The sequence below is a fragment of the Nocardioides cavernae genome (assembly GCF_016907475.1).
GTDB classification, from domain to species: domain Bacteria; phylum Actinomycetota; class Actinomycetes; order Propionibacteriales; family Nocardioidaceae; genus Nocardioides; species Nocardioides cavernae.
On sequence record NZ_JAFBCA010000001.1, the window covers coordinates 4295899 to 4317940 of the forward strand.

18 protein-coding genes are annotated in these 22042 nt (G+C 71.3%); 6 read left to right on the forward strand and 12 right to left on the reverse strand.

The genetic code is table 11. From position 1 onward, the window contains the following. Positions 1 to 11: 11 nt before the first annotated feature. The 4 genes from JOD65_RS20300 to JOD65_RS20315 form a co-directional block, all read right to left on the reverse strand. Complete coding sequence (locus JOD65_RS20300; RefSeq protein WP_191194813.1) at positions 12 to 1199, reverse strand: amidohydrolase; 1188 nt, start codon at positions 1197 to 1199, stop codon at positions 12 to 14. Between the two features lie 80 nt (positions 1200 to 1279). Beyond that, complete coding sequence (gene meaB, locus JOD65_RS20305; RefSeq protein WP_191194812.1) at positions 1280 to 2284, reverse strand: methylmalonyl Co-A mutase-associated GTPase MeaB; 1005 nt, start codon at positions 2282 to 2284, stop codon at positions 1280 to 1282. Position 2285: 1 nt separating this feature from the next. Further along, a complete protein-coding gene (gene scpA, locus JOD65_RS20310) occupies positions 2286 to 4460 on the reverse strand; it encodes a methylmalonyl-CoA mutase (protein WP_191194811.1) in 2175 nt (724 codons plus the stop codon). Next, positions 4457 to 6289 (reverse strand): methylmalonyl-CoA mutase family protein, encoded by a 1833-nt coding sequence (locus JOD65_RS20315; RefSeq protein WP_191194810.1) that lies wholly within the window; start codon positions 6287 to 6289, stop codon positions 4457 to 4459. Before JOD65_RS20315 ends, scpA begins: the two co-directional genes overlap by 4 nt. A gap of 148 nt (positions 6290 to 6437) precedes the next feature. Between JOD65_RS20315 and JOD65_RS20320 the strand changes: the two genes are divergently transcribed. Further along, on the forward strand, positions 6438 to 7688 hold the full coding sequence (locus tag JOD65_RS20320) for a hypothetical protein (RefSeq protein ID WP_191194809.1): 1251 nt from the start codon (positions 6438 to 6440) through the stop codon (positions 7686 to 7688). Between the two features lie 167 nt (positions 7689 to 7855). On the opposite strand, the gene JOD65_RS20325 is transcribed toward JOD65_RS20320, so the two are convergent. The 3 genes from JOD65_RS20325 to sdhC are packed head-to-tail and all read right to left on the reverse strand — an operon-like array spanning position 7856 to position 11309. Beyond that, positions 7856 to 8632: a succinate dehydrogenase/fumarate reductase iron-sulfur subunit gene (locus tag JOD65_RS20325; RefSeq protein ID WP_191194808.1), complete on the reverse strand. Its 777-nt coding sequence runs from the start codon at positions 8630 to 8632 to the stop codon at positions 7856 to 7858. After that, on the reverse strand, positions 8632 to 10488 hold the full coding sequence (locus JOD65_RS20330) for a fumarate reductase/succinate dehydrogenase flavoprotein subunit (RefSeq protein WP_224747168.1): 1857 nt from the start codon (positions 10486 to 10488) through the stop codon (positions 8632 to 8634). Before JOD65_RS20330 ends, JOD65_RS20325 begins: the two co-directional genes overlap by 1 nt. Next, positions 10488 to 11309: a succinate dehydrogenase subunit SdhC gene (gene sdhC, locus JOD65_RS20335; protein ID WP_191194807.1), complete on the reverse strand. Its 822-nt coding sequence runs from the start codon at positions 11307 to 11309 to the stop codon at positions 10488 to 10490. The genes JOD65_RS20330 and sdhC overlap by 1 nt, the downstream gene beginning before the upstream one ends. A 155-nt stretch (positions 11310 to 11464) precedes the next feature. Between sdhC and JOD65_RS20340 the strand changes: the two genes are divergently transcribed. Genes JOD65_RS20340 through JOD65_RS20350 form a run of 3 tightly spaced genes read left to right on the forward strand, consistent with a single transcriptional unit; the run spans position 11465 to position 14980 of the window. Next, positions 11465 to 12178 carry a succinate dehydrogenase cytochrome b subunit gene (locus JOD65_RS20340; RefSeq protein WP_307821302.1) on the forward strand — a complete coding sequence of 238 codons (714 nt, stop codon included), beginning with the start codon at positions 11465 to 11467 and terminating at the stop codon, positions 12176 to 12178. A gap of 40 nt (positions 12179 to 12218) precedes the next feature. Next, a complete protein-coding gene (locus JOD65_RS20345) occupies positions 12219 to 14240 on the forward strand; it encodes a fumarate reductase/succinate dehydrogenase flavoprotein subunit (RefSeq protein WP_191195473.1) in 2022 nt (673 codons plus the stop codon). Beyond that, positions 14237 to 14980, forward strand: coding sequence for a succinate dehydrogenase/fumarate reductase iron-sulfur subunit (locus tag JOD65_RS20350; RefSeq protein ID WP_191194806.1), 744 nt, complete (start codon positions 14237 to 14239; stop codon positions 14978 to 14980). Before JOD65_RS20345 ends, JOD65_RS20350 begins: the two co-directional genes overlap by 4 nt. 139 nt (positions 14981 to 15119) lie before the next feature. Here the strand turns inward: JOD65_RS20350 and JOD65_RS20355 are convergent, their stop codons facing one another. From JOD65_RS20355 to JOD65_RS20365, 3 genes are all read right to left on the reverse strand, one after another. Next, entirely contained in the window at positions 15120 to 16061 is a 942-nt protein-coding gene (locus JOD65_RS20355) for a hypothetical protein (protein ID WP_191194805.1), read from the reverse strand. Between the two features lie 282 nt (positions 16062 to 16343). Further along, positions 16344 to 17399: a YihY/virulence factor BrkB family protein gene (locus JOD65_RS20360; RefSeq protein ID WP_191194804.1), complete on the reverse strand. Its 1056-nt coding sequence runs from the start codon at positions 17397 to 17399 to the stop codon at positions 16344 to 16346. Between the two features lie 4 nt (positions 17400 to 17403). Next, positions 17404 to 17913 carry a 2'-5' RNA ligase family protein gene (locus JOD65_RS20365; protein WP_191194803.1) on the reverse strand — a complete coding sequence of 170 codons (510 nt, stop codon included), beginning with the start codon at positions 17911 to 17913 and terminating at the stop codon, positions 17404 to 17406. A gap of 51 nt (positions 17914 to 17964) precedes the next feature. Between JOD65_RS20365 and trpS the strand changes: the two genes are divergently transcribed. Both trpS and JOD65_RS20375 read left to right on the forward strand, forming a co-directional pair. Beyond that, positions 17965 to 19029: a tryptophan--tRNA ligase gene (gene trpS, locus JOD65_RS20370; RefSeq protein WP_372440158.1), complete on the forward strand. Its 1065-nt coding sequence runs from the start codon at positions 17965 to 17967 to the stop codon at positions 19027 to 19029. Positions 19030 to 19147: 118 nt separating this feature from the next. Continuing rightward, complete coding sequence (locus JOD65_RS20375; RefSeq protein ID WP_191194802.1) at positions 19148 to 20410, forward strand: lipase family protein; 1263 nt, start codon at positions 19148 to 19150, stop codon at positions 20408 to 20410. A gap of 17 nt (positions 20411 to 20427) precedes the next feature. On the opposite strand, the gene JOD65_RS20380 is transcribed toward JOD65_RS20375, so the two are convergent. Beyond that, positions 20428 to 20586, reverse strand: a complete 159-nt coding sequence (locus JOD65_RS20380; protein WP_191194801.1) for a hypothetical protein — start codon at positions 20584 to 20586, stop codon at positions 20428 to 20430. A gap of 164 nt (positions 20587 to 20750) precedes the next feature. Beyond that, on the reverse strand, positions 20751 to 21998 hold the full coding sequence (locus tag JOD65_RS20385) for an MFS transporter (protein ID WP_191194800.1): 1248 nt from the start codon (positions 21996 to 21998) through the stop codon (positions 20751 to 20753). Between the last annotated feature and the right edge of the window lie 44 nt (positions 21999 to 22042).

A 22042-nucleotide genomic window follows, 5' to 3' on the forward strand; every position in this document is an offset into this window, starting at 1 on the left:
CGCCTGGCGAATCAGTCGTTGAGCGCCGTCACCGCGGCCTCGGCGAGCACGCGGGCGGCGATGCCGGTGGCTGCCTCGTCGATGCGGAGGTTGCCCTGGTGGAGGTCGTACGTCGGTCCGCCGGGCGTGCGGGTGCCGAGGCGGGCCATCGCCCCGGGGACGGAGTCGAGGTACCACCCGAAGTCCTCGCCGCCCAGGCTCTGGGCGGTCGAGACGTGGCCGTGCGGGCCGAGGACGCTCTCGACCGCGGTGCCGAGCAGGCGGGTGGACTCCTCGTGGTTGACGACCGGCGGCACGCCGCGCTGGTAGGTCACCTCGGCGGTCACGCTGTAGGGCGCGACGATGGCGGTGATGAGCTGGCGGATCAGGTGCTCGGCGTCGGCCCAGGCGACCGCGTCGAGCATCCGGACCGTGCCGGCCACCACGCCGCCGTGCGGGATCACGTTGTGGGCGGAGCCCGCGCGCACCATGCCCCAGACGACGCTGACGCCCGCGCGAGGGTCGAGACGGCGGCTCAGGATCGCGGGGAGCTCGGTGATGACCTTGCCGAGGGCGAAGGTCAGGTCCTCGGTGAGGTGCGGCCGCGAGGTGTGGCCGCCCTTGCCGATCAGCCGCACGGTCAGCGCGTCGGCGGCACCGGTGAGCGGGCCCTCACGCAGGCCGAGGCGGCCTACGTCGAGGCTCGGGTCGCAGTGCAGGCCGAAGACGTGGGAGACGCCCTCGAGCGCACCGGCGGAGATCAGCTGCAGCGCTCCACCGGGCATCACCTCCTCGGCGGGCTGGAACAGCAGTCGTACGCGCCCGGGCAGGAGGCCGCGGGCGGAGACCTCCGCCAGCGCGAGCCCGGCTCCGACGAGCCCGGCCGTGTGGACGTCGTGGCCACAGGCGTGGGCGACACCGGGGCTGGTGCTCCGCCACGGGTCCGAGATGAGGTCGTCCACCGGCAGCGCGTCGAGGTCGGCGCGCAGCGCGACCAGCCGGCCGCTGTGGCCGATCTCGGCCAGCACCCCACCGCCCTCGGGTCGCCGCACGGTCCAGCCGACCCCCTCCAGCGCGGTCACGACGGCCTCGGAGGTGCGCTCTTCGGCCCAGCTCAGCTCGGGGTGTGCGTGGAGGTCGCGGCGGAGCGCGACGAGCTCGTCGGCGTACTTGTCGACGACCTCGGCGATGACGTGGGTGGCAGGGAGTTCGGGTGGCATGACCGACCCAGTCTACGGGCGTGCCCCCTCCCCCGGGCCCGTTGCGCACGGGTCGGGACGACCCGCGAGCGACCACGGTCCTAGGTCGTGCGCCCGTCGTACGCCGCGAGGAGCCGGTCCGCGGCGAGCGGCGCCGGCAGCTCACCGGACAGCACGGCACGTCGTACGTCGTCGCGGACCGCGGCGACCCCGGGTGAGGAGCGCAGCCGCTGGTCGAGCTCGTCGCGCACGAGGGACCAGGTGAACTCGAGCTGCTGCCCGGCGCGCTTGTGGGCCAGGCCGTCGACGCCGAGGTGCTCGCGGTGGGCGCCGACGCGCTGCCACACGTCGTCGACCCCGGCACCGGTCAGCGCGGAGCAGGTGACGACAGGCGGGGCCCACTCGGCGTGCCCGCGGACCATGCGCAGCGCGCCGGACAGCTCGCGCGCGGCCACGCGGGCGTCGGTCTCGTGCTCGCCGTCGGCCTTGTTGACCGCCACCACGTCGGCGATCTCGAGGATGCCCTTCTTGATGCCCTGCAGCTGGTCGCCGGTGCGGGCGAGGGTGAGGAACAGGAACGTGTCGACCATCCCCGCGACGGTGACCTCGGACTGCCCGACGCCGACCGTCTCGACGAGCACGACGTCGTACGCCGCCGCCTCGAGCACCAGCATCGCCTGGCTCGTCGCCCGGGCGACGCCGCCCAGCGTGCCGGCCGAGGGCGAGGGCCGGATGAAGGCGTCGGGGTCGACCGACAGCGTCGCCATGCGGGTCTTGTCGCCGAGCACCGAGCCGCCGGTGCGCACCGACGACGGGTCGACGGCGAGGACTCCGACGCGGTGGCCCGAACCGGTCAGCCGGGTGCCGAGCGCCTCGATGAACGTCGACTTCCCGACGCCGGGGACGCCCGAGATGCCGACGCGGGTCGCCATCGGTCGCCCGGTCGCCGCGAGCTCGGTGAGCAGCTCGCGCGCGGCCACCCGGTGCTCGGGACGCGACGACTCCACGAGGGTGATGGCACGCGCCACCGCGGCTCGCTGGCCCGCGCGCACCCCCGCGACGAGCGCGGGGACGTCGACGGGCTTCGAGGCTCGCTGTGCTCGCACCTCAGCCACCGAGGGCGGGGTCCTCCCGCAGGCGCGCGATCAGGTCGAGGGCCGACTCCGCGATGACGGTGCCGGGCAGGAAGACCGCCGCAGCGCCCATCTCCCGCAGCGTCGCCACGTCGTCGGGCGGGATGACGCCGCCGATCACGATCATGATGTCGGGCCGGCCCTGGTCGGCCAGCGCCTGCTTGAGCGCCGGCAGGAGGGTCAGGTGGCCGGCGGCCAGCGAGGAGACGCCGACGATGTGCACGTCGGCGTCGATCGCCTGCTGGGCGACCTCCTCGGGCGTGGAGAACAGCGGCCCCACGTCGACGTCGAAGCCGAGGTCGGCGAAGGCGGTGACGACGACCTTCTGCCCGCGGTCGTGGCCGTCCTGGCCCATCTTGGCCACGAGGATGCGCGGGCGGCGCCCCTCCTCGGCCTCGAACTCCTCGGTCGCCTTCAGCACGGCGGCGACGGCGCTGCCCTCGGCGGCGCCTGCCTCGTCGCGGTACACGCCGCTGATCGTACGGATCACGGCCTGGTGGCGGCCGTAGACCTTCTCCAGCGCGTCGGAGATCTCCCCGACCGTGGCCTTGGCGCGGGCCGCGTCGACGGCCAGCGCGAGGAGGTTGCCCTCGAGGGAGCCGCCGCCGACCGGGCCGCGCTCGGCGGAGGCCGTCAGCGCGTCCAGCGAGCGGCGTACGGCGTCGTCGTCGCGCTCGGCACGCAGCCGCTCGAGCTTGGCGACCTGCTGACGGTAGACGTCGTCGTTGTCGACGCGCAGCACGTCGAGCTTGTCCTCGGCCGCGAGGCGGTAGGTGTTGACGCCGATGACCTTCTGCGCGCCCGAGTCGATGCGCGCCTGGGTGCGGGCGGCCGCCTCCTCGATGCGCATCTTGGGGATGCCCTGCTCGATCGCCGCGGCCATGCCCCCGGCCCGCTCGGCCTCCTGGATGTGGGCCCAGGCGCGCTCGGCGAGGTCGTGGGTCAGCTTCTCGACGTAGTAGGAGCCGGCCCACGGGTCGATGACCTGGGTGGTGCCGCTCTCCTGCTGCAGGAGCAGCTGGGTGTTGCGGGCGATGCGCGCGGAGAAGTCCGTCGGGAGCGCGATCGCCTCGTCGAGCGCGTTGGTGTGAAGCGACTGCGTGTGGCCCTGCGTCGCGGCCATCGCCTCGATGCAGGTGCGGCCCACGTTGTTGAAGACGTCCTGCGCGGTCAGCGACCAGCCCGAGGTCTGGCTGTGCGTGCGCAGCGACCGCGACTTGGGGTTCTGCGGGTCGAAGTCGTCGACCAGCCGCGCCCACAGTGCGCGGGCCGCGCGCATCTTCGCGACCTCCATGAAGAAGTTCATGCCGATCGCCCAGAAGAACGACAGGCGCGGCGCGAACTGGTCGATGGTCATGCCCGTGTCGAGGCCGGCGCGGATGTACTCCACGCCGTCCGCGAGGGTGTACGCCAGCTCGAGGTCGGCCGTCGCCCCGGCCTCCTGGATGTGGTAGCCGGAGATCGAGATGGAGTTGAAGCGCGGCATCTTCTGCGAGGTGAAGGCGAAGATGTCGCTGATGATGCGCATGCTCGGCGACGGCGGGTAGATGTAGGTGTTGCGGACCATGAACTCCTTGAGGATGTCGTTCTGGATGGTCCCCGCCAGCTGCTCCGGCTTCACCCCCTGCTCCTCGGCCGCCGCGATGTAGAGCGCGAGCACGGGCAGCACGGCGCCGTTCATCGTCATCGACACCGACATCTCGTCGAGCGGGATGCCGCCGAAGAGCGTGCGGGTGTCGTAGATCGAGTCGATCGCCACACCCGCCATGCCGACGTCGCCGCGCACCCGCGGGTGGTCGGAGTCGTAGCCGCGGTGGGTGGCGAGGTCGAAGGCGACGCTCAGGCCCTTCTGGCCCGCCGCGAGGTTGCGGCGGTAGAACGCGTTGGACTCCTCGGCGGTCGAGAAGCCGGCGTACTGCCGGACCGTCCACGGCTGGGTGGTGTACATCGTCGGGTAGGGGCCGCGCAGGAACGGCGCGAGGCCCGGCCACGTGTCGAGGCCGTCGAGGCCCTCGAGGTGCTCGGGGCCGTAGACCGGGAGGACGTCGATCCCCTCCGGGCTGCTCCACGGCTCGCCGCCAGCCGCGCCGGCGGCCTCACGAGCCGTCGAGCCCAGGCTCACGTCGGCGAAGTTCTTCGGGATGCTCATCGGGCGAGCTCCTCTCGGATCCGGCCGAGGAAGCCGAGCGCATCGACTCCCACGGCACACGAGTCGTCCACGTCGGTGACGGTCCGCTCCCCCGGCTTGCCGGCCAGGACGACGTACGACGCCCCTGCCGCGCGCAGCGCCGTCACGAGGTCGCCGCCCCACGCGGCGTAGGCGGCGTCGGTGCCCGCGAGGCAGACAACGGACTGGCCCGCGTAGGCCGCCGTGACCGCGTCAACGTCGGGCGTCGCTCCGGCGGCCTCGACGGCGACGCCGCCGGCGGCGAACAGGTTGGTGGCGAAGGTGGCGCGGGCGGTGTGGGCGGCGATCGGGCCCATCGTGGCGAGGAAGACCGGGCTCGAGGCGGGCTCGGTCCGCATGTCCTGGAAGGCCCAGTCGTAGTGGCGGGCGTAGCGGAACGGGAGGTCCTCGCGCTCGGGCAGCACCTCGCCGAGGTTCGGGAACTCCGAGACGCCGGTGAGCGGGCGGGACCGGTCGGCGACCTGGGCGTCGCGCTCGGCGCGCACGGCCCTGGAGCGCTCCTTCACCCCGGAGCGGGCCTCGTCGGCGAGAGCCCCGCCGGCGGCCTCGATCCGTCCGAGCTCGGCCCAGCCGGCGACAGCGAGGTCGTCGGTGAGCTTCTCCACGGCGTAGGAGCCACCGCCCGGGTCGGCGACCGCGGCGACGTGCGACTCCTCGATCAGGAGCGAGGAGGTGTTGCGGGCGATCCGGCGGCCGAACGCGTCGGGCATGCCGAGCCGCTCGTCGAACGGGACGACCGTCACCGCGTCGGCGCCGCCGACCCCGGCGGCGAAGGCGGCGATCGTGCCGCGCAGCATGTTGACCCAGGGATCCTGCTTGCTGGTCATCGGCCGGCTGGTGACCGCGTGCAGCGCCATCTCGCCGGTGGCACCGGATGCCTCGAGCACGCGGGCCCACAGCCGGCGGGCCGCGCGCAGCTTGGCGATGGTCGGGAACTGCTCGTCGGTGGCCGCGAGGCGGAACTCGATCAGCCGCGCGCCGTGCTCGGCGGAGAAACCCTCGTCGGCGAGGAGGCGGAGGTAGGCGACGCCGGTCGCGATGGCCCAGCCCAGCTCCTGGGCGTCGCTCGCACCCTCGTCGTGCAGCGCCGTGCCGTCGACCACCAGCGCGCGGACGCCGAGCTGGAAGCCGCGACGGGCGACCGGCGCGAACAGGTCGCGGGCCGTCACGCCGTCCTCGCGCAGGCGGTGCGGCAGCATCTCGATGGTCTGCAGGTCGAAGGAGAGGTTCGTGGCGGGGTGCAGCGCACCCTCCGCTCCCTCCAGGAAGTCGGCGAACGCCTCCACCTGCTCGGTCGAGGGACGGTCGAGGACGACGGGCGCCAGGTCGAGCAGCACACCGTCGAGCAGCGTGGCCCAGTCGTGCTCCGTCTCCTCGGAGAGGTGCAGCGCGAGCGAGGTTGCGCCGTTCTCGAGGTCCTGCAGCACCGCCTCGTTGGCGGCCTTCGCATCGGCGACCTCGACCTGCGTCCGCACGTCCCACGCGCCACGGCGCGCCGGCCGCCCGCTTGTCGTGCGTCCCTGGAGGTCGGAGGGCTGCCCGATCGGAGCGACGTCGATGCCGTCGAGCGTCGTGCGGCTCAGGGCCGCCCAGACGTCGGAGTCGGGCGCGTCGTCGCCGAGGCGGCGGGCCTTGCGCAGCACGGCGGCCGTGGCCGCCTCCCACGCCGCTACGTCGTACACGTCGCCGTCGCCGACGAGCCGGAGGGAGCCCTCCGCGGGCTGCAGCTCCTCGGGCTCGTCGAGTCCGCCGTCGAGGCCACCAGGGAGGCCACCAGGGAGGTCGGTCATGCTGCGCAGGATAGGCCCGCACCGTGGCGAGGGTCACTTGCGCCGGCTATGGGATAGGTCACCGTCCCGGCACTCCTGCCGGAGATTCCCGGCCGGCCGGGACGTCGGCCCCATGTGCCGGCCGCCGCCGTTTCCTAGCGTCGTCGTCATGCCGGACGTCTTCCTCCACGTGGGTCTCTACAAGACAGGGACGACCACGATCCAGGGCGCCCTCGCGGCCACGGCGGAGCAGCTCGCCGCCGCGGGGGTGCTCTTCCCGGGGGGCCACCGTGCCCAGCGTCTCGCGGCCTACGACCTGCTCGGCCAACGTGTGGGCGGCGAGCAGCGCGGCGAGGCCGCCGGGGCGCTGGGCCGGTTGGTCGACCTCGTGGCGGCCCACGACGGTCCGACCGTGGTGGTCTCCGAGGAGGAGCTGTCCCTGGCCCGGCCGCGCCAGGCGCGTCGGCTGGTGCGTGCCCTCGAGGGCCACCGGGTGCACGTCGTGATCGGTGCTCGCGACATGGCGCGGACGCTGGTGTCGGCGTGGCAGCAGACGATCGTCAACGGCGGCTCCACGACCTGGGCGGACTTCGTGGCGTCGGTGCGGGGACAGGAGGGCGCGCCGCCGAGCGAGGGCGTGTCCTTCCACTGGCGCCACGACCTCCTCCGCGTGGTCGACACCTGGTCGTCGGCGGTGCCGGTCGAGCGGATCCGGCTGGTCACCGTGCCGCCGCGCGGCACGCCGGGCACCGCCCTCCTGGCCCGCTTCGCCGCGGCGGCGGACCTGCCCGACGGCTGGCCCGGCGAGCAGCAGGTCGTCCGCAACGTCTCGCTGGGCGCAGCCGAGCTCGAGGTGGTGCGCCGCCTCAACGAGGCGGTGGGCGGGACGTTCAACGCCACCCAGCACCGGTTCGTGATCGAGGCCGGGATCCGGTCGCGGCTCGCCGGCGCGACCGCCCGGCCGCTGGAGCTGCCGCCGGAGCACCTCGCGTGGGCGCGGTCGTACGGCGAGCGGCTGGCGGCCGAGGTCGGACGCCGCGGCCTCACGGTCCACGGCGCCATTTCCGACCTCGTGCCGCCCGACGCCGCAGCCACCGGCCCCGCGCTCGACGACGTCACGGACGCCGAGCTGCTCGCCGCCACACGGGCGGCGTTGGCGTCGATCGCCCTCGACCACGGGCAGCTCTTCCGCCGCTACCGGCGCGCGTTCGTCGAGCGCGAAGGTCGGCTGCCGGGACCCACCGAGGTGCTGACCAGCCAGCTCCGGGCAGGCGGGTTCTGGGTGCGCAAGCGGGCCGTCCACCACGCCGACCGGCACCCGTTGGTCGAACGGGCCTCCCGTGCCTACCTCGACCGGACGTCCCCGTCGTGGCGGCTGCTGCCCGGCCGGACGGACACCACCGGTCCGACGGACGGCTGACCGGTCCTCACCCGCGATCATCGTCGCCGGGAGACCTGCGCGCCCTCGTCACGCCGATCCGCGCTGATCAGGTTGCGCACAGCAGTCGACCGGCCAGGTCGCGCAAGGTCAAGGGATGGGCCCGACCGCGTCGAGCCCGTCGCCGTCGACATCGTCGCGGGACAGGCTCAGACCTCCGCGCGGCCCTCGTTGTCCTTGTTGCGGATCCCGATCTTGTTGCCGAGCCACACGAGCGGGTCGTACTTGCGGTCAACCACGCGCTCCTTCATCGGGATGATCGCGTTGTCGGTGATCTTGATCCCCTCGGGGCAGACCTCGGTGCAGCACTTGGTGATGTTGCACATCCCGAGGCCGGCCGCACCCTGGGCGAGCGCCCGACGGTCGTGGGTGTCGAGCGGGTGCATGTCGAGCTCGGCGTAGCGGATGAAGAAGCGCGGTCCGGCGAAGTGCTGCTTGTTGTCCTCGTGGTCACGCACGACGTGGCAGACGTCCTGGCACAGGAAGCACTCGATGCACTTGCGGAACTCCTGGCCCCGCTCGACGTCGACCTGGGCCATCCGCCGCTTGCCGTCGGCGTCGCGGGGGCCCAGCTCGGCGTACGGCAGCTCGCGGGCCTTTCGGTAGTTGAACGACACGTCGGTGACGAGGTCGCGGATCACCGGGAACGTCCGCATCGGCGTGACCGTGATCGTCTCGGACGGCTCGAAGTCGGAGAGCCGCGTCATGCAGAGCAGTCGTGGACGGCCGTTGATCTCCGCGCTGCACGAGCCGCACTTGCCGGCCTTGCAGTTCCACCGGATCGCGAGGTCGCCGGTCTGGGTCGCCTGGAGCCGGTGGAGCGCGTCGAGCACGACCTCGCCCTCGGACACCTCGACGGTGTAGTCGGTGAGCTCACCGCCCTCGATGTCTCCGCGCCAGACACGCAGCTTCAGGTCGTAGGCCATCAGGTCTCCTCGAAGTACGTCTTGAGCTCGTCGGGCATCTCGGGCAGCGCCTGCTCGGCGAGGGTCACGCCGGTGCCGGCCTCGTCGAGACGGACGACGAGGTTCTTGTGGCCCCACGCCTCGTGGTCGGTCGCGGGGAAGTCGTCGCGCGTGTGGCCCCCGCGGGACTCCTGGCGGGCGAGCGCCGCCTTGGCGATCGACTCCGAGACGATCAGCATGTTGCGCAGGTCGAGGGCGAGGTGCCAGCCGGGGTTGTACTGGCGGTGGCCCTCCACCGACATCTGCTGCGCCCGCTGCTTGAGCTCCTCGATCCGCACCAGCGCCTGCTCGAGCTCCTCGGCGGTGCGGATGATGCCGACCAGGTCGTTCATCGTCTGCTGGAGCTCCTGCTGGATCGTGTAGGGGTTGTCGCCACCCTCGACCTGGAACGGCGTCAGCGCCGACCACTCGCCGGCGCGGACCGACTCGTCGGTGATGACGGGCCGCTGCGCCAGGCCGGTGACGTACGCCGCTGCCGCCTCGCCGGCGCGCCGGCCGAAGACCAGCAGGTCGGAGAGGCTGTTGCCGCCCAGCCGGTTGGAGCCGTGCATCCCGCCCGAGCACTCCCCGACCGCGTAGAGGCCGGTGACGGAGCTGAGCTCGGTGTCGGGGTCGACCTCGATGCCACCCATCACGTAGTGGCAGGTGGGTCCGATCTCCATCGGCTCCTGGGTGATGTCGACGTCCGCGAGCTCCTTGAACTGGTGGTACATCGACGGCAGCCGCTTGCGGATGAAGTCGGGATCGCGACGCGAGGCGATGTCGAGGTAGATCCCGCCGTGCGGTGATCCACGACCCGCCTTGATCTCGGAGTTGATGGCCCGCGCGACCTCGTCGCGCGGCAGCAGCTCGGGTGGGCGGCGGTTGTTCTTCTTGTCGTCGTACCAGCGGTCCGCCTCCTCCTCCGTGTCGGCGGTCTCCGCCTTGAAGAAGTCGGGGATGTAGTCGAACATGAACCGCTTGCCCTCGGAGTTCTTCAGGATGCCGCCGTCGCCGCGCACCGACTCCGTGACCAGCAGCCCCTTCACCGAGGGCGGCCAGACCATGCCGGTCGGGTGGAACTGCACGAACTCCATGTTGATCAGGGAAGCGCCGGCCCGCAGCGCCAGCGCGTGGCCGTCGCCGGTGTACTCCCACGAGTTGGACGTGACCTTGAACGACTTGCCGATCCCGCCGGTGGCCAGCACGACCGCCGGGGCCTCGATCGTCACGAAGCGACCGGTCTCGCGCCAGTAGCCGAAGACTCCGGACAGGGCGCCGGCATCGTCCTTCAGCAGGTCGGTGACGGTGCACTCCATGAAGACGTCGATCCCGACCTGCACCGCGCGCTGCTGCAGCGTGCGGATCATCTCGAGGCCGGTGCGGTCGCCGACGTGGGCGAGGCGGGCGTACTTGTGGCCGCCGAAGTCGCGCTGGCTGATCAGCCCGTCCTCGGTCCGGTCGAAGAGGGCGCCCCAGTCCTCGAGCTCCATCACCCGCTCGGGCGCCTCCTGGGCGTGGAGCTGCGCCATCCGCCAGTGGTTGAGCATCTTCCCGCCGCGCATGGTGTCGCGGAAGTGGACCTCCCAGTTGTCCTCGGGCCACCGGTTGCCCATCGCCGCGGCGATGCCACCCTCGGCCATCACCGTGTGCGCCTTGCCGAGCAGCGACTTGCACACGATCGCGGTCTCCGCGCCCGCCTCGTGCGCGGCGATCGCGGCCCGCAGGCCCGCCCCGCCGGCGCCGACCACCACCACGTCGTACTGGTGGCGCTCGATGCCGCCCTCGGCGTAGTAGGACATCTCGTTGCCGGTCATCGGATGCCGCTCACTCGTCATCAAAAGAACCTCACGTCCTGGATGGTGCCCGTGGCGAGCAGGAAGACGTAGAGGTCGACGATCGCGACCGAGAACAGCGAGTACCACGCCCACTTGCCGTGGCTCTCGTTGAGCCGCGAGGCCCAGGTCCACAGCCGGTAGCGGACCGGGTGCTTGGAGAAGTGGCGCAGCCGGCCGCCGACGAGGTGGCGGCACGAGTGGCACGACAGCGTGTAGAGCCAGATGAAGGTGATGTTGGCGATCATCAGCAGCGTGCCGAGGCCCATGTGGATGCCGCTGGTCTCCCCGTCGCCGACGGCGTACTCCGCCGGCATCGGCCGGAAGGCCAGGACCGTGTCGAAGGTGAGCACCAGGCCGACCAGCACGGCGGCGTACCAGAACCAGCGGTGGACGTTCTGCAGGATCAGCGGGAACCGCGTCTCGCCGGAGTAGGAGCCGTGGGGCTCGGCGACGCCGCAGGCGGGCGGGCTCAACCAGAACGCCCGGTAGTAGGCCTTGCGGTAGTAGTAGCAGGTCATCCGGAAGCCGAGCGGGAAGATCAGGATGATCAGCGCCGCGGACAGCGGCCACCACGCGAACGGCTGGCCGAAGTCGGAGGCGCCCTCCACGCAGTCGCCCAGGCACGGGGAGTAGAACGGCGACAGGTAAGGCGTGGCGTAGTAGTCGCGGCCCATGAACGCGCGGACCGTTGCGTAGACGACGAACGCCGAGAACACGACGAACGTCGTGAGGGGCGAGAGCCACCACCGGTCCTGGCGCAACGTCCGGGCGTCGATGCGCGCGCGGGTCGGACTGGTCACGCCGTGGTCGGTTGTCGCCATGCGTCCTCCGTGAGGTCCCGGCAGTCCGGGAGGCGGTCCCGGACAACGGTCCCGACTATGACCTGTGTCACGCCTGAGCGGAAGACACCGCGCCCAGCAAAACCTCACACGCCCTCGGCGCGTCGTGCGCCTGAGCGCCGCGATAACGTGGCGGCGTGGCAACCCAACTCAATCCCCCTCGGCTCGTGAAGGGTGCGCGGGCCTCGCGCACCACCATCGCGCTCAAGCTGGGCATGGCGGTCAGCGGCTTCATCTTCCTCGGCTTCGTGCTCGCGCACATGTACGGCAACCTCAAGGCGTTCGCCGGACATGACGCGTTCAACGAGTACGCCCACCACCTGCGCGTGCTCGGCGAGCCGATGCTGCCGCACGAGGGCGCGCTCTGGATCCTGCGACTGGGCCTGATCCTGTCGCTGGTGGTGCACGTCTACTGCGCCGTCGTGCTCTGGCGCCGCGCGGCTCGTGCCCGCACCACCAAGTACGTCATGAAGAAGGACACCGGCGCGACGCGGGCCAGCCTGATGATGCGCTGGGGCGGGGTGACGATCCTGGTCTTCCTGATCTGGCACCTGCTCAACTTCACCATCGGCAAGGTCAACCCGGGGGGCGGCGCGACCAACGACCCCTACAACCTGATGGTCGACACCTTCGACCTGTGGTGGATGACGCTGATCTACATCGTCGCGATGCTCGCCCTCGGCGCGCATCTCCACCACGGCATCTGGAGCGCCGCGCAGACGCTCGGCTGGACAGGCACCGCGGCCAAGCGCCAGCGCGCCAAGGTCTTCGGCTTCGTCATCGCGCTGATCGTCTCGGTCGGCTTCTCCCTCGTCCCGCTCGCCGTGCTCGCGGGCATCATCAGCAAGTAAGGGGTCATCGCACGTGAGCCACGACAGCCATGACATGGACATGCCCGACACCGTGACCGCGGCGGAGGCCTCGCCGAGCGGGTCCCTCGACGGGGACTACGACGACGCCGCGGGCTACTACACGCCAGGCACGCCGCTGGTAGACGGGAAGGCGCCGGAGGGCCCGATCGCGGACCGCTGGCAGAACCGGAAGTTCGAGGCCCGCCTCGTCAACCCGGCCAACCGCCGCAAGCTCTCGATCATCATCGTGGGCACGGGCCTGGCCGGCGCCTCGGCGGCGGCCACGCTCGGCGAGGCCGGCTACAACGTCAAGACGTTCTGCTACCAGGACTCCCCGCGCCGCGCGCACTCGATCGCCGCGCAGGGCGGCATCAACGCCGCGAAGAACTACAAGGAGGACGGCGACTCCGTCCACCGCCTCTTCTACGACACCGTGAAGGGCGGCGACTACCGCTCGCGGGAGTCCAACGTCTACCGCCTCGCCGAGGTCAGCACCAACATCATCGACCAGTGCGTCGCGCAGGGCGTCCCGTTCGCCCGCGAGTACGGCGGCCTGCTCGACAACCGCTCCTTCGGTGGCGTCCAGGTCTCGCGCACCTTCTACGCCCGCGGCCAGACCGGCCAGCAGCTGCTGATCGGCGCCTACCAGGCGCTCGAGCGCCAGATCGCCGCCGGCACGGTGTCGATGTTCACCCGACACGAGATGCTCGAGCTGATCGTCGCGGACGGCAAGGCCCGCGGCATCATCGCCCGCGACATGGTCACCGGCGAGGTCCAGACCCACCTCGCGGACGTCGTCGTGCTCGCCTCCGGCGGCTACGGCAACGTGTTCTACCTGTCCACCAACGCGATGGGCTCCAACGTCACCGCCGCGTGGCGTGCGCACCGCAAGGGCGCCTACATGGCCAACCCCTGCTACACGCAGATCCACCCGACCTGCATCCCCGTCTCCGGCTCGCACCAGTCCAAGCTGACGCTGATGTCGGAGTCGCTGCGCAACGACGGCCGCATCTGGGTGCCGAAGAACCAGGCCGACTGCGACAAGGACCCGCGCGACATCGCCGAGGAGGACCGCGACTACTACCTGGAGCGGATCTACCCGTCCTTCGGCAACCTGGTCCCCCGCGACATCGCCTCCCGGGCCGCGAAGAACGTCTGCGACGAAGGTCGCGGAGTCGGCCCCGAGGTGGACGGCGTACGACGTGGTGTCTACCTCGACTTCGCCGACGCGATCGAGCGCCTCGGCCGCGACGCCGTCGCCAACAAGTACGGCAACCTCTTCGACATGTACGCCCGCATCACCGGCGAGGACCCCTACTCGGTGCCGATGCGGATCTACCCGGCCGTGCACTACGTCATGGGCGGCCTGTGGGTCGACTACGACCTGCAGTCCACGATCCCCGGCCTGTTCGTCACCGGTGAGGCCAACTTCTCCGACCACGGCGCCAACCGCCTCGGCGCCTCGGCGCTGATGCAGGGCCTCGCCGACGGTTACTTCGTGCTGCCCCACACGATCCGCGACTACCTCGCCGACGGCCCGTTCGAGGCCATCGGCGAGGACCACCCGGCGGTCGTCGAGGCGCGTACGTCGGTCACGGAGCGCATCGAGCACTTCCTGACGGTCAACGGCACCCGCAGCGTCGACTCGTACCACCGCGAGCTCGGCAACATCATGTGGGAGTACTGCGGCATGGAGCGCACGGAGACGGGCCTCAAGAAGGCGATCGACCTGATCCGCGGGCTGCGCGACGACTTCTACCGCAACGTCAAGGTGCTCGGCACCAACGAGTCGCTCAACCAGTCGCTGGAGAAGGCCGGGCGCGTGGCCGACTTCATCGAGCTCGGCGAGCTGATGTGCATCGACGCGCTCAACAGGCGCGAGTCCTGCGGCGGCCACTTCCGTGGCGAGTCGCAGACCGAGGACGGCGAGGCGCTGCGGCACGACGACGAGTTCGCCTACGTCTCCGCCTGGGAGTGGGCCGGCCTCGACGAGCGGCCCGTCCTGCACAAGGAAGACCTCTCCTACACGGCCATCGAGATGAAGCAGCGGAGCTACAAGTGAACCTGACCCTGAAGATCTGGCGTCAGCCCGACGCCGTCAGCGCTGGTGCGATGCACACCTACCAGCTGGCCGACGTCTCCCCCGACATGTCGTTCCTCGAGATGCTCGACGTGCTCAACGAGCAGCTCAACGACCAGGGCGAGGACCCGATCGCGTTCGACTCCGACTGCCGCGAGGGCATCTGCGGCATGTGCGGCCTGATGATCAACGGCGACGCGCACGGCCCGGAGGTCACCACGACCTGCCAGCTGCACATGCGCTCGTTCACCGACGGCGAGACCATCACGATCGAGCCGTGGCGCTCCGACGCCTTCCCCGTCATCAAGGACCTCGTCGTCGACCGCGGCGCCTTCGACCGGATCATCCAGGCCGGCGGCTACGTCTCGGTCAACACCGGCTCGGCGCCCGAGGCCCACTCGGTGCCGGTCCCCAAGGACGACGCCGACCGCGCCTTCAACGTCGCGACCTGCATCGGCTGCGGCGCCTGCGTCGCGGCCTGTCCCAACGGCTCGGCCTCGCTCTTCATGGGCGCCAAGGTGACCCACCTCGGCCTGCTCCCCCAGGGACAGCCCGAGCGCGACGAGCGCGTGGTCAACATGGTCGCCCAGCACGACCACGAGGGCTTCGGCGGCTGCACCAACATCGGCGCCTGCACCGCCGCCTGCCCCAAGGAGATCCCGCTCGACGTGATCTCCCAGCTCAACAAGGACCTCCGCATCGCGATCAAGCACGGTCACTGAGCGACGTACTGCCGCACGACGAGGGCCGGGGGTCTCCCCCGGCCCTCGTCGCGTCTCCGGGCGTGTGTCAGCCGCCTCGAGCGGTGTCCCACCCACATTCCGTGCGACGTGAATGTGGGTGACGCACCGCTTCTGCGGCTCACGCCGCGCGGGGCCGGCGCACGAGATGGGCGAGCGGCTCGAAGAGTGAAGCCCACTGCGCCCCGAACGCCGGCGGCGGCCCGACGTAGCCCTCCGCCACGAGCGCCGCGTGGACCAGCCGGACCGTGGCCTTGGGTGACCGCATCCGCTCCTTGGTGACCTGCTCGTAGGGCACGTCGTGGCGGCGGTAGAGCGCATAGCGGTCGATGTCGGCGTTGTACTGCCCGCGATCATTCTGGTGCTGGCTGCCTTCGTACTCGACCACGAGCCCGTAGTCCTCGAACCAGAGATCCGGCGTGAGCTCGACGCCTTCGACGACCTCGAGCCGTCGGTTGACCTCAGGCACCGGCAGCTCCGCGAACACGACGTACGCGAATAGCTCGGCCTCCGGCATGGACCGGCAGCGCCCCTCGAGGTGCGGAAGGGCGTACGCCGTCTCGGGCACGCCGTGCCGCCACCTCTCCTCGCTCAGGATCTCCTCGAGGAGGCCGAGGTCGAGCGCCCCCCGGTTGAGCAGGACCGAACCCACCGTGATGGCGTCGAGCAATCGCGCCTCAGCACAGAAGGCGACGAATGCCGCCTCGATGGTGACAGCGTGGTCATCACATGGCGGCGTCTTGACAGTTCGGTGCAGGAACACGCCATCGAGCGTCAGGTGCAGGTCGCCCTGGACGACGAAGTGGAGCGGCCACCGCTCTCCCGCGTCGAAGCCTGCCTGTCGCAGTCGGGTCGCGCCCGTCGTACGCGCCGATGGAGGCAGCGCAAGACGCGCCGCCTCCACGTGGTCGGCCCACGTCATGTCGCGGCTCCGATGCACGTAGACGCCCTGATGCAGTCGTATGAACTGAACGCCCTCGAGCACGCGGGCAGGCACGCCCAGCGCCAGGGCGTACTCGCGTGTGAACGGACCGTGCAGGAGCTCAGGGGCGACGTCATGCATGACGCCATGGCGCCACACACCGGCCCGCCCGCGCCCGAGGCCGTCGTACGTCCTGTGGAAACGCCGTCATGGGCACCTGCTGTGGACACCTCGTGGCCAGGGGTGCACCCCTCCGACTCGCAGCGATCCTGTGCCGGGCGGTGCCCCACCCACATTCCGGCAGCCGCGATTGTGGCTGGGCCACCGCCCCGGGCGACCGACACGCGCGACACGCCGGCGGGCGGTGTCGGAGCCACATTCGACGTCGACGGAATGTGGCTCACGCACCGCTCGGCGGGCCGCTCAGCTCCGGCGGCGGAGGAGGGCGACGAGCCCGAGCATCGCGGCGGCGCCGGCGGCGAAGGCGGCCTTCGGGGAGGTCGCGTCGGAAGCAGGAGAGGCGGAGCGTACGCCGGGCGCTGCCGCGGCGAGGTCGATGCGGGGTCCCTCGGGCATCTGGTCGGCGACCCGGTTCGCGTCGCGGATGGCGCGGGCCTCGGGCGAGGTGTGGGCCCAGGCGGCGGCGAGGACGACGACGCGGGAGGTGTAGTTGATCCAGACCATCAGGATCAGCGCGATGCCGAAGGCCTGGAACGCGTCGGAGTTGGCCGTCGCCTTGAGCAGGAACGTGGAGAGCTGCTTGAGGACCTCGAACACGACGGCCCCCAGGAACGATCCGGACCACAGCGACCGGCTGGGGGTGTTCGGCTGTGCGAGCAGACGGAAGAAGGCGAAGAAGAGCAACGTGTTGGCTGCCAGGCCCAGGCACAGGGCCAGCACCCAGAAGAAGCCCTCCGCCACCGCGCCCAGGTCGAGCGACTCCGTGATCGGGGTGAGCAGCTTGGTTACGACGCCGGACACTGCCACGCTCGCCACCAGGATCGAGCCGAGCGCCATCAGCGCGAGGACGTCGCGCAGCTTGCCGACCGCGAAGTTCGGCTTCTCGCGCTCGGGCTCCTCGAAGATCGCCATCAGCGCAGTGCGCATGCCGGACAGCCATCCCAGACCGGCATAGAGGGTGAGCAGGATGCCGACGCTGAAGATCCCCGGAGCCGCGGCCTGCAGGGTCGCGAGCGGGACGCCGCTCTCGCCGCCGACCAGGCCCGGGAGGACGGAGTTCGCCGCGTCGACCAGCGTGTCCTCGGCGTCCTCGTAGACCTTGGTCACCTGGCCGAAGATCGCGAAGGCGAGCGCGAGGATCGGGAAGAACGACAGGAAGGCGAAGTAGGTCACCGCTGCGGCGAGGGCGCTGCCGTTGACCTGTCCATAGTGCTCGAGGGCGCGCGCGAGGTGGTCGACGACCGGACGCCGCTCGCGGACATCGGAGACGCGCTGCTTGGCGCTGTCGAGGACGGGCACCCGCTCAGCCCAGCGCGAAGTGGTCGGTGGCCCGCCAGCCGGCGTCGGCGTCGTGGACGTAGAGGCTGAACGCGTCCGCGGCGAAGCGGCACTCGAACTCGGCGAGCTCCGCGAACGCCCGGTCGAGCGTCTCGTCGTCGAGGTGGTGGGCGATGGTGACGTGCGGGTGGTACGGGTAGTGCAGCTCGACCTCGAGCGGCCCTTGCCGTACGGCGCCCGCGAGCACCTCGCAGCCGGAGATCCCCTCGGCCAGGGTGACGAACACGACCGGCGAGACCGGACGGAACGTGCCGGTGCCGCGCAGGTGGATGTCGAACCGCGGGACGGCGGACGCGGCCTGGGTCAGGTGCGCGCGCACGGCCTGGAGGTCGGGTTCGGGCACCTCGGTCGGCGGGACCAGCGTGATGTGCGTGGGGATCTGCGTCGCCGTCGTGTCGCCGACGCTCGTCCGGTAGTCCTGGAGCTCGCTCGCCCAGGGCTCGGGAATCGCGATCGCTACTCCGATGGTGGGCACCTCCGAAACCCTACAGAACCCGATCGCGACGCCGATCGCCCCCGTGAAAGGATCGACCGCGTGAGTGACACCTTCCGCGCCGCACAGGCTCGCAGCGACGCCATTGAGGAGCAGATGGCGAAGGACCCGGCCTCGCTGCGCATGCTGACCGGGGACCGTCCGACCGGGGCGTTGCACATCGGCCACTACTTCGGCTCGATCCGCAACCGCCTCCGCCTCCAGGACAGCGGCGCCGAGATCTGGCAGCTGATCGCGGACTACCAGGTGATCACCGACCGCGAGGTCGCCGGCGACATCGCCGGCAACGTGCGCAACCTGCTGGTCGACAACATCGCCGCGGGCCTCGACCCCGAGAAGGCGACGATCTTCACGCACTCCTCGGTGCCCGCGCTCAACCAGCTGATGCTGCCGTTCCTCAGCCTGGTCAGCGTGGCCGAGCTGCAGCGCAACCCCACCGTCAAGGACGAGGCCAAGTCTGCAGGCATCACCTCGATCGGCGGGCTGCTGCTCACCTATCCCGTCCACCAGGCCGCGGACATCCTGTTCTGCAAGGCCAACGTCGTGCCCGTCGGTCGCGACCAGCTCCCCCACCTCGAGCAGACCCGAGTCGTCGCGCGCCGCTTCAACGACAGGTACGCCCCCGTGTTCCCGGAGCCGGGTGCGCTGCTGTCCGAGGCGCCGCTGATCCTCGGCACCGACGGCACCAAGATGAGCAAGTCCAAGGGCAACGTGGTCGAGCTGCGGATGACCGCCGACGAGACCGCCAAGAAGCTCAAGGGCGCCAAGACCGACAGCGACCGGGTCATCACCTACGACCCCGACGCCCGGCCCGAGGTCGCCAACCTGCTCACCCTCATCGGGTTGTGCGAAGGCGTCGACCCGGTTGCGGTCGCCGAGGAGATCGGCGACGGCGGTGGCGGCGCGCTCAAGGGCCGCCTCACCGACGCCATCAACACCGAGCTCGCCCCGCTCCGCGCCCGTCGCACCGAGCTGGAGGCCGACCCCGGCTACCTCGACGAGGTCCTCCGCCGCGGCAACGCCCGGGCCAACGAGGTCGCCGAGGCGACCCTCGACGAGGTCAGAGCGGCGATGGGCATGGTCTACGGCTGGGCCTGACGACTGGGCCTGACGATTGCGCCTGACGGCGTGACGCAGGTCACACTGACGAGCGATGTGACTCACCAGTAGGTTCCCCTCATCGGCCGGTCCGGGTCCGGCCCAGGAGGGAACCGCCATGCACGTCACCGCGCTCCGCCGCGCGAGCGCCTCGCTCGTCGCCCCGCTCACCGTCCTGCTCACCGTCCTGCTCACCGTCACGATCGGCGCCGTGCTTGGTACGACGCCGGCGTACGCCGTCGTCGACGAGCCGCCCCGGCCGGCGTTCTACGAGGCCCCCGCGACCCTGCCCAGCGGCAACGGCGCGGTCATCCGCAGCGAGCGGATGTCGTTCCTGCTCGACCCGCTCGACGCGACGAGCCTGGTCCGCAACGCCCAGCGGGTGCTCTACACGACCACCAACCGCCGCGGCACGGCCATCGCCGTCTCGGGCACCGTCCTGGTGCCCAGCTCCCCGTGGGTCGGCGTCGGCTCGCGACCGGTCATCGGCTACGCGCCGGGCACGCAGGGCATGGCCGACCGGTGCGCCCCGTCGCGCCAGTTCTCGGAGGGCATCGAGTACGAGGGCATCGGCATCGAGGGCCTGCTGCTGCGCGGCTACGCGGTGGCGATGCCCGACTACGAGGGCCTCGGCACCGCCGGCATCCACACCTACATGGACCGGGTCTCGCAGGGTCGCGCCACGCTCGACGTCGTACGCGCCGCGCAGCGCCTGTCCGGCACCGGGCTCAGCAGCACCAGCCCCGTCGGCCTGATGGGCTACTCCCAGGGCGGCGGCGCGGCCGCGTCCGCCGTCGAGCTCGCCCCCACCTACGCCCCCGACCTCCGGGTCCGCGGCGCGGTGGTCGGCGCAGTGCCGGCCGACCTCGCCAAGGTGGCCACCAACCTCGACGGCGGGCTGTTCTCGGCGTTCGCCTTCTTCGCCCTGCGCGGGCTGGCAGCCAGCCACGACGTCGACCTGACGCCCTACCTCAACGCCGCCGGCCGCGCGGCGATGGACGGTGTCGAGCAGGACTGTGTCTTCGACCTGCTCGACAACGCCTTCGTGCGGTCCTCGACGCTGAGCGCGGACGGCCGGCCGATGTCGGAGCTGATGAAGCTGGAGCCGTTCGCCTCGATCATCGAGTCGCAGCGCATCGGCACCATCAGGCCGAGGGTGCCGGTGCTGGTCACCCACTCCGCACTCGACGACACCATCCCCTACGGCGTCGGCCGGGCGATGGCGCGGTCGTGGTGCTCCGCCGGGGCGAACGTCCGTTTCTCGACCAACGTCGCGCCGCTCCACGTCGGCGGCATGGTGCCGCACCTGGCCGAGGCGCTGCCGTTCTTCGAGGCCCGCTTCGCCGGCCTGCCGCAGATCGGCAACTGCTGGTCGCTCTGAGGCTCAGGCCGGCCGCGTCACACGGCCCAGCCGACGTTCTCCGCGACCAGGTCGGCCGCGGGGTAGATGCCCTTCAGCTCCTCGCGTCGCCTCAGCAGCTCGACCACCGCACCCACGTTGCGGTCAGCCAGCTGGCGGCGGCGCTCCATCTGGCGTGCGATCTTGTCCTCGTCCATGACTCCCCCATCCGGAGATCCTGTGGCGGCTGACCCGCCCCTCCATGGATTGGATCGTTACAAGCCTGGGCTACGCAACAGTTCCGCCCGTGTTAACACCACGCAACATCAGCGGAAAAGGCGTGCACGGTTCTTCGCGCAAGGCAGCGCAGATCAGGCCCGGATCAGGCGGGTACGGCGTCCCGCTGGCGTACGTGGAGCGCTGCCGAGAGCAGCAGGATGGCCACGCCGGCGATGGAGAGGCCGAGTCCGACGAGGGCCGGGGCGCGGAGTCCCCAGCCGGCGGCGATGACGAGCCCGCCGAGCCACGCGCCGAGGGCGTTGGCGATGTTGAGCGAGGCGTGGTTCATCGCGGCGCCGAGGGTCTGGGCGTCGCCGGCCACGTCCATCAGCCGCAGCTGGAGGTTGACGACCAGCACCGAGCCGAGCGTCGTGATGAGGAAGACGACGGGCAGGGCGGCCCAGCCGTGTGGGGCGGCGACCCAGAAGGCCAGCATCGTGGCGGCCATGCCGACGCCGCCGATGATGAGCGAGCGGAAGATCGACCAGTCGGCCATGATCCCGGCGAGCCCGGTGCCGGCGACCATGCCGAGGCCGAAGGCCAGCAGGAACACCGCGACCGACCGCTCCCCCAGGCCGGCCACGTCGGTCACGACGGGCGCGATGTAGGAGTAGACGGCGAACATGCCGCCGAAGCCCACCGCGCCGGCCAGGAGGGTCAGCCACACCTGCGGCACCCGGAAGGCCGACAGCTCGCGGCGACCGCTCGCCCCGGGGTCGCCGGGGCACGACGGCACGAACCACACGACGAGGGCGAGGGTGACCACGGCCAGGCCGCCGGCGGCCCAGTAGGCCGCGCGCCAGCCCAGCTCCTGGCCGAGCACCGTGGCGGCGGGTACGCCGATCACGTTGGCGACCGACAGCCCGAGCATCACCAGGGACACCGCGCGGCCCTTGCGCGAGGGCCGGGCCATGCTCGCCGCCACGAGGGAGGCGACACCGAAGTAGGCGCCGTGCGGCAGCCCGGCGGCGAAGCGGGCCACCATCAGCTGCTCGTAGGACGTCGCGAGCGCGCTCAGGCCGTTGCCGACGGCGAAGGCCGCCATCAGGGCCACCAGGAGGCCGCGCCGCGGGAGGCGGGCGCCGAGGAAGGCCAGCACCGGCGCGCCGACGACCACCCCGACGGCGTACGCCGAGATGACGTGGCCACCGGTCGGGATCGAGACGTCGACACCGCTCGAGATCTGCGGCAGCAGCCCCATCGTGACGAACTCCGTGGTGCCGATGGCGAAGCCGCCCATCGCGAGGGCGAGCACCGCCAGTCCGAAGTGGCGGGCGGTCACCGACGGGACGTCGAGGTCGGCCGCCGAGGGGTCGGCGGGCAGGGCGGAGGTCTCGGCAGTCGTCGTCATCACCTGGCGCAAGACAAGGCCCCCGGAGGGTTATTCCCCCGGGG

Coding starts and splice junctions, on each gene's coding strand:
- JOD65_RS20300 (WP_191194813.1), bottom strand. CDS start 1,199: ATGCCACCCGAACTCCCTGCCACCCACGTCATCGCCGAGGTCGTCGAC.
- scpA (WP_191194811.1), bottom strand. CDS start 4,460: ATGAGCATCCCGAAGAACTTCGCCGACGTGAGCCTGGGCTCGACGGCT.
- JOD65_RS20315 (WP_191194810.1), bottom strand. CDS start 6,289: ATGACCGACCTCCCTGGTGGCCTCCCTGGTGGCCTCGACGGCGGACTC.
- JOD65_RS20320 (WP_191194809.1), top strand. CDS start 6,438: ATGCCGGACGTCTTCCTCCACGTGGGTCTCTACAAGACAGGGACGACC.
- JOD65_RS20325 (WP_191194808.1), bottom strand. CDS start 8,632: ATGGCCTACGACCTGAAGCTGCGTGTCTGGCGCGGAGACATCGAGGGC.
- JOD65_RS20330 (WP_224747168.1), bottom strand. CDS start 10,488: ATGACGAGTGAGCGGCATCCGATGACCGGCAACGAGATGTCCTACTAC.
- sdhC (WP_191194807.1), bottom strand. CDS start 11,309: ATGGCGACAACCGACCACGGCGTGACCAGTCCGACCCGCGCGCGCATC.
- JOD65_RS20345 (WP_191195473.1), top strand. CDS start 12,219: ATGCCCGACACCGTGACCGCGGCGGAGGCCTCGCCGAGCGGGTCCCTC.
- JOD65_RS20355 (WP_191194805.1), bottom strand. CDS start 16,061: ATGCATGACGTCGCCCCTGAGCTCCTGCACGGTCCGTTCACACGCGAG.
- JOD65_RS20375 (WP_191194802.1), top strand. CDS start 19,148: ATGCACGTCACCGCGCTCCGCCGCGCGAGCGCCTCGCTCGTCGCCCCG.
- JOD65_RS20380 (WP_191194801.1), bottom strand. CDS start 20,586: ATGGACGAGGACAAGATCGCACGCCAGATGGAGCGCCGCCGCCAGCTG.
- JOD65_RS20385 (WP_191194800.1), bottom strand. CDS start 21,998: ATGACGACGACTGCCGAGACCTCCGCCCTGCCCGCCGACCCCTCGGCG.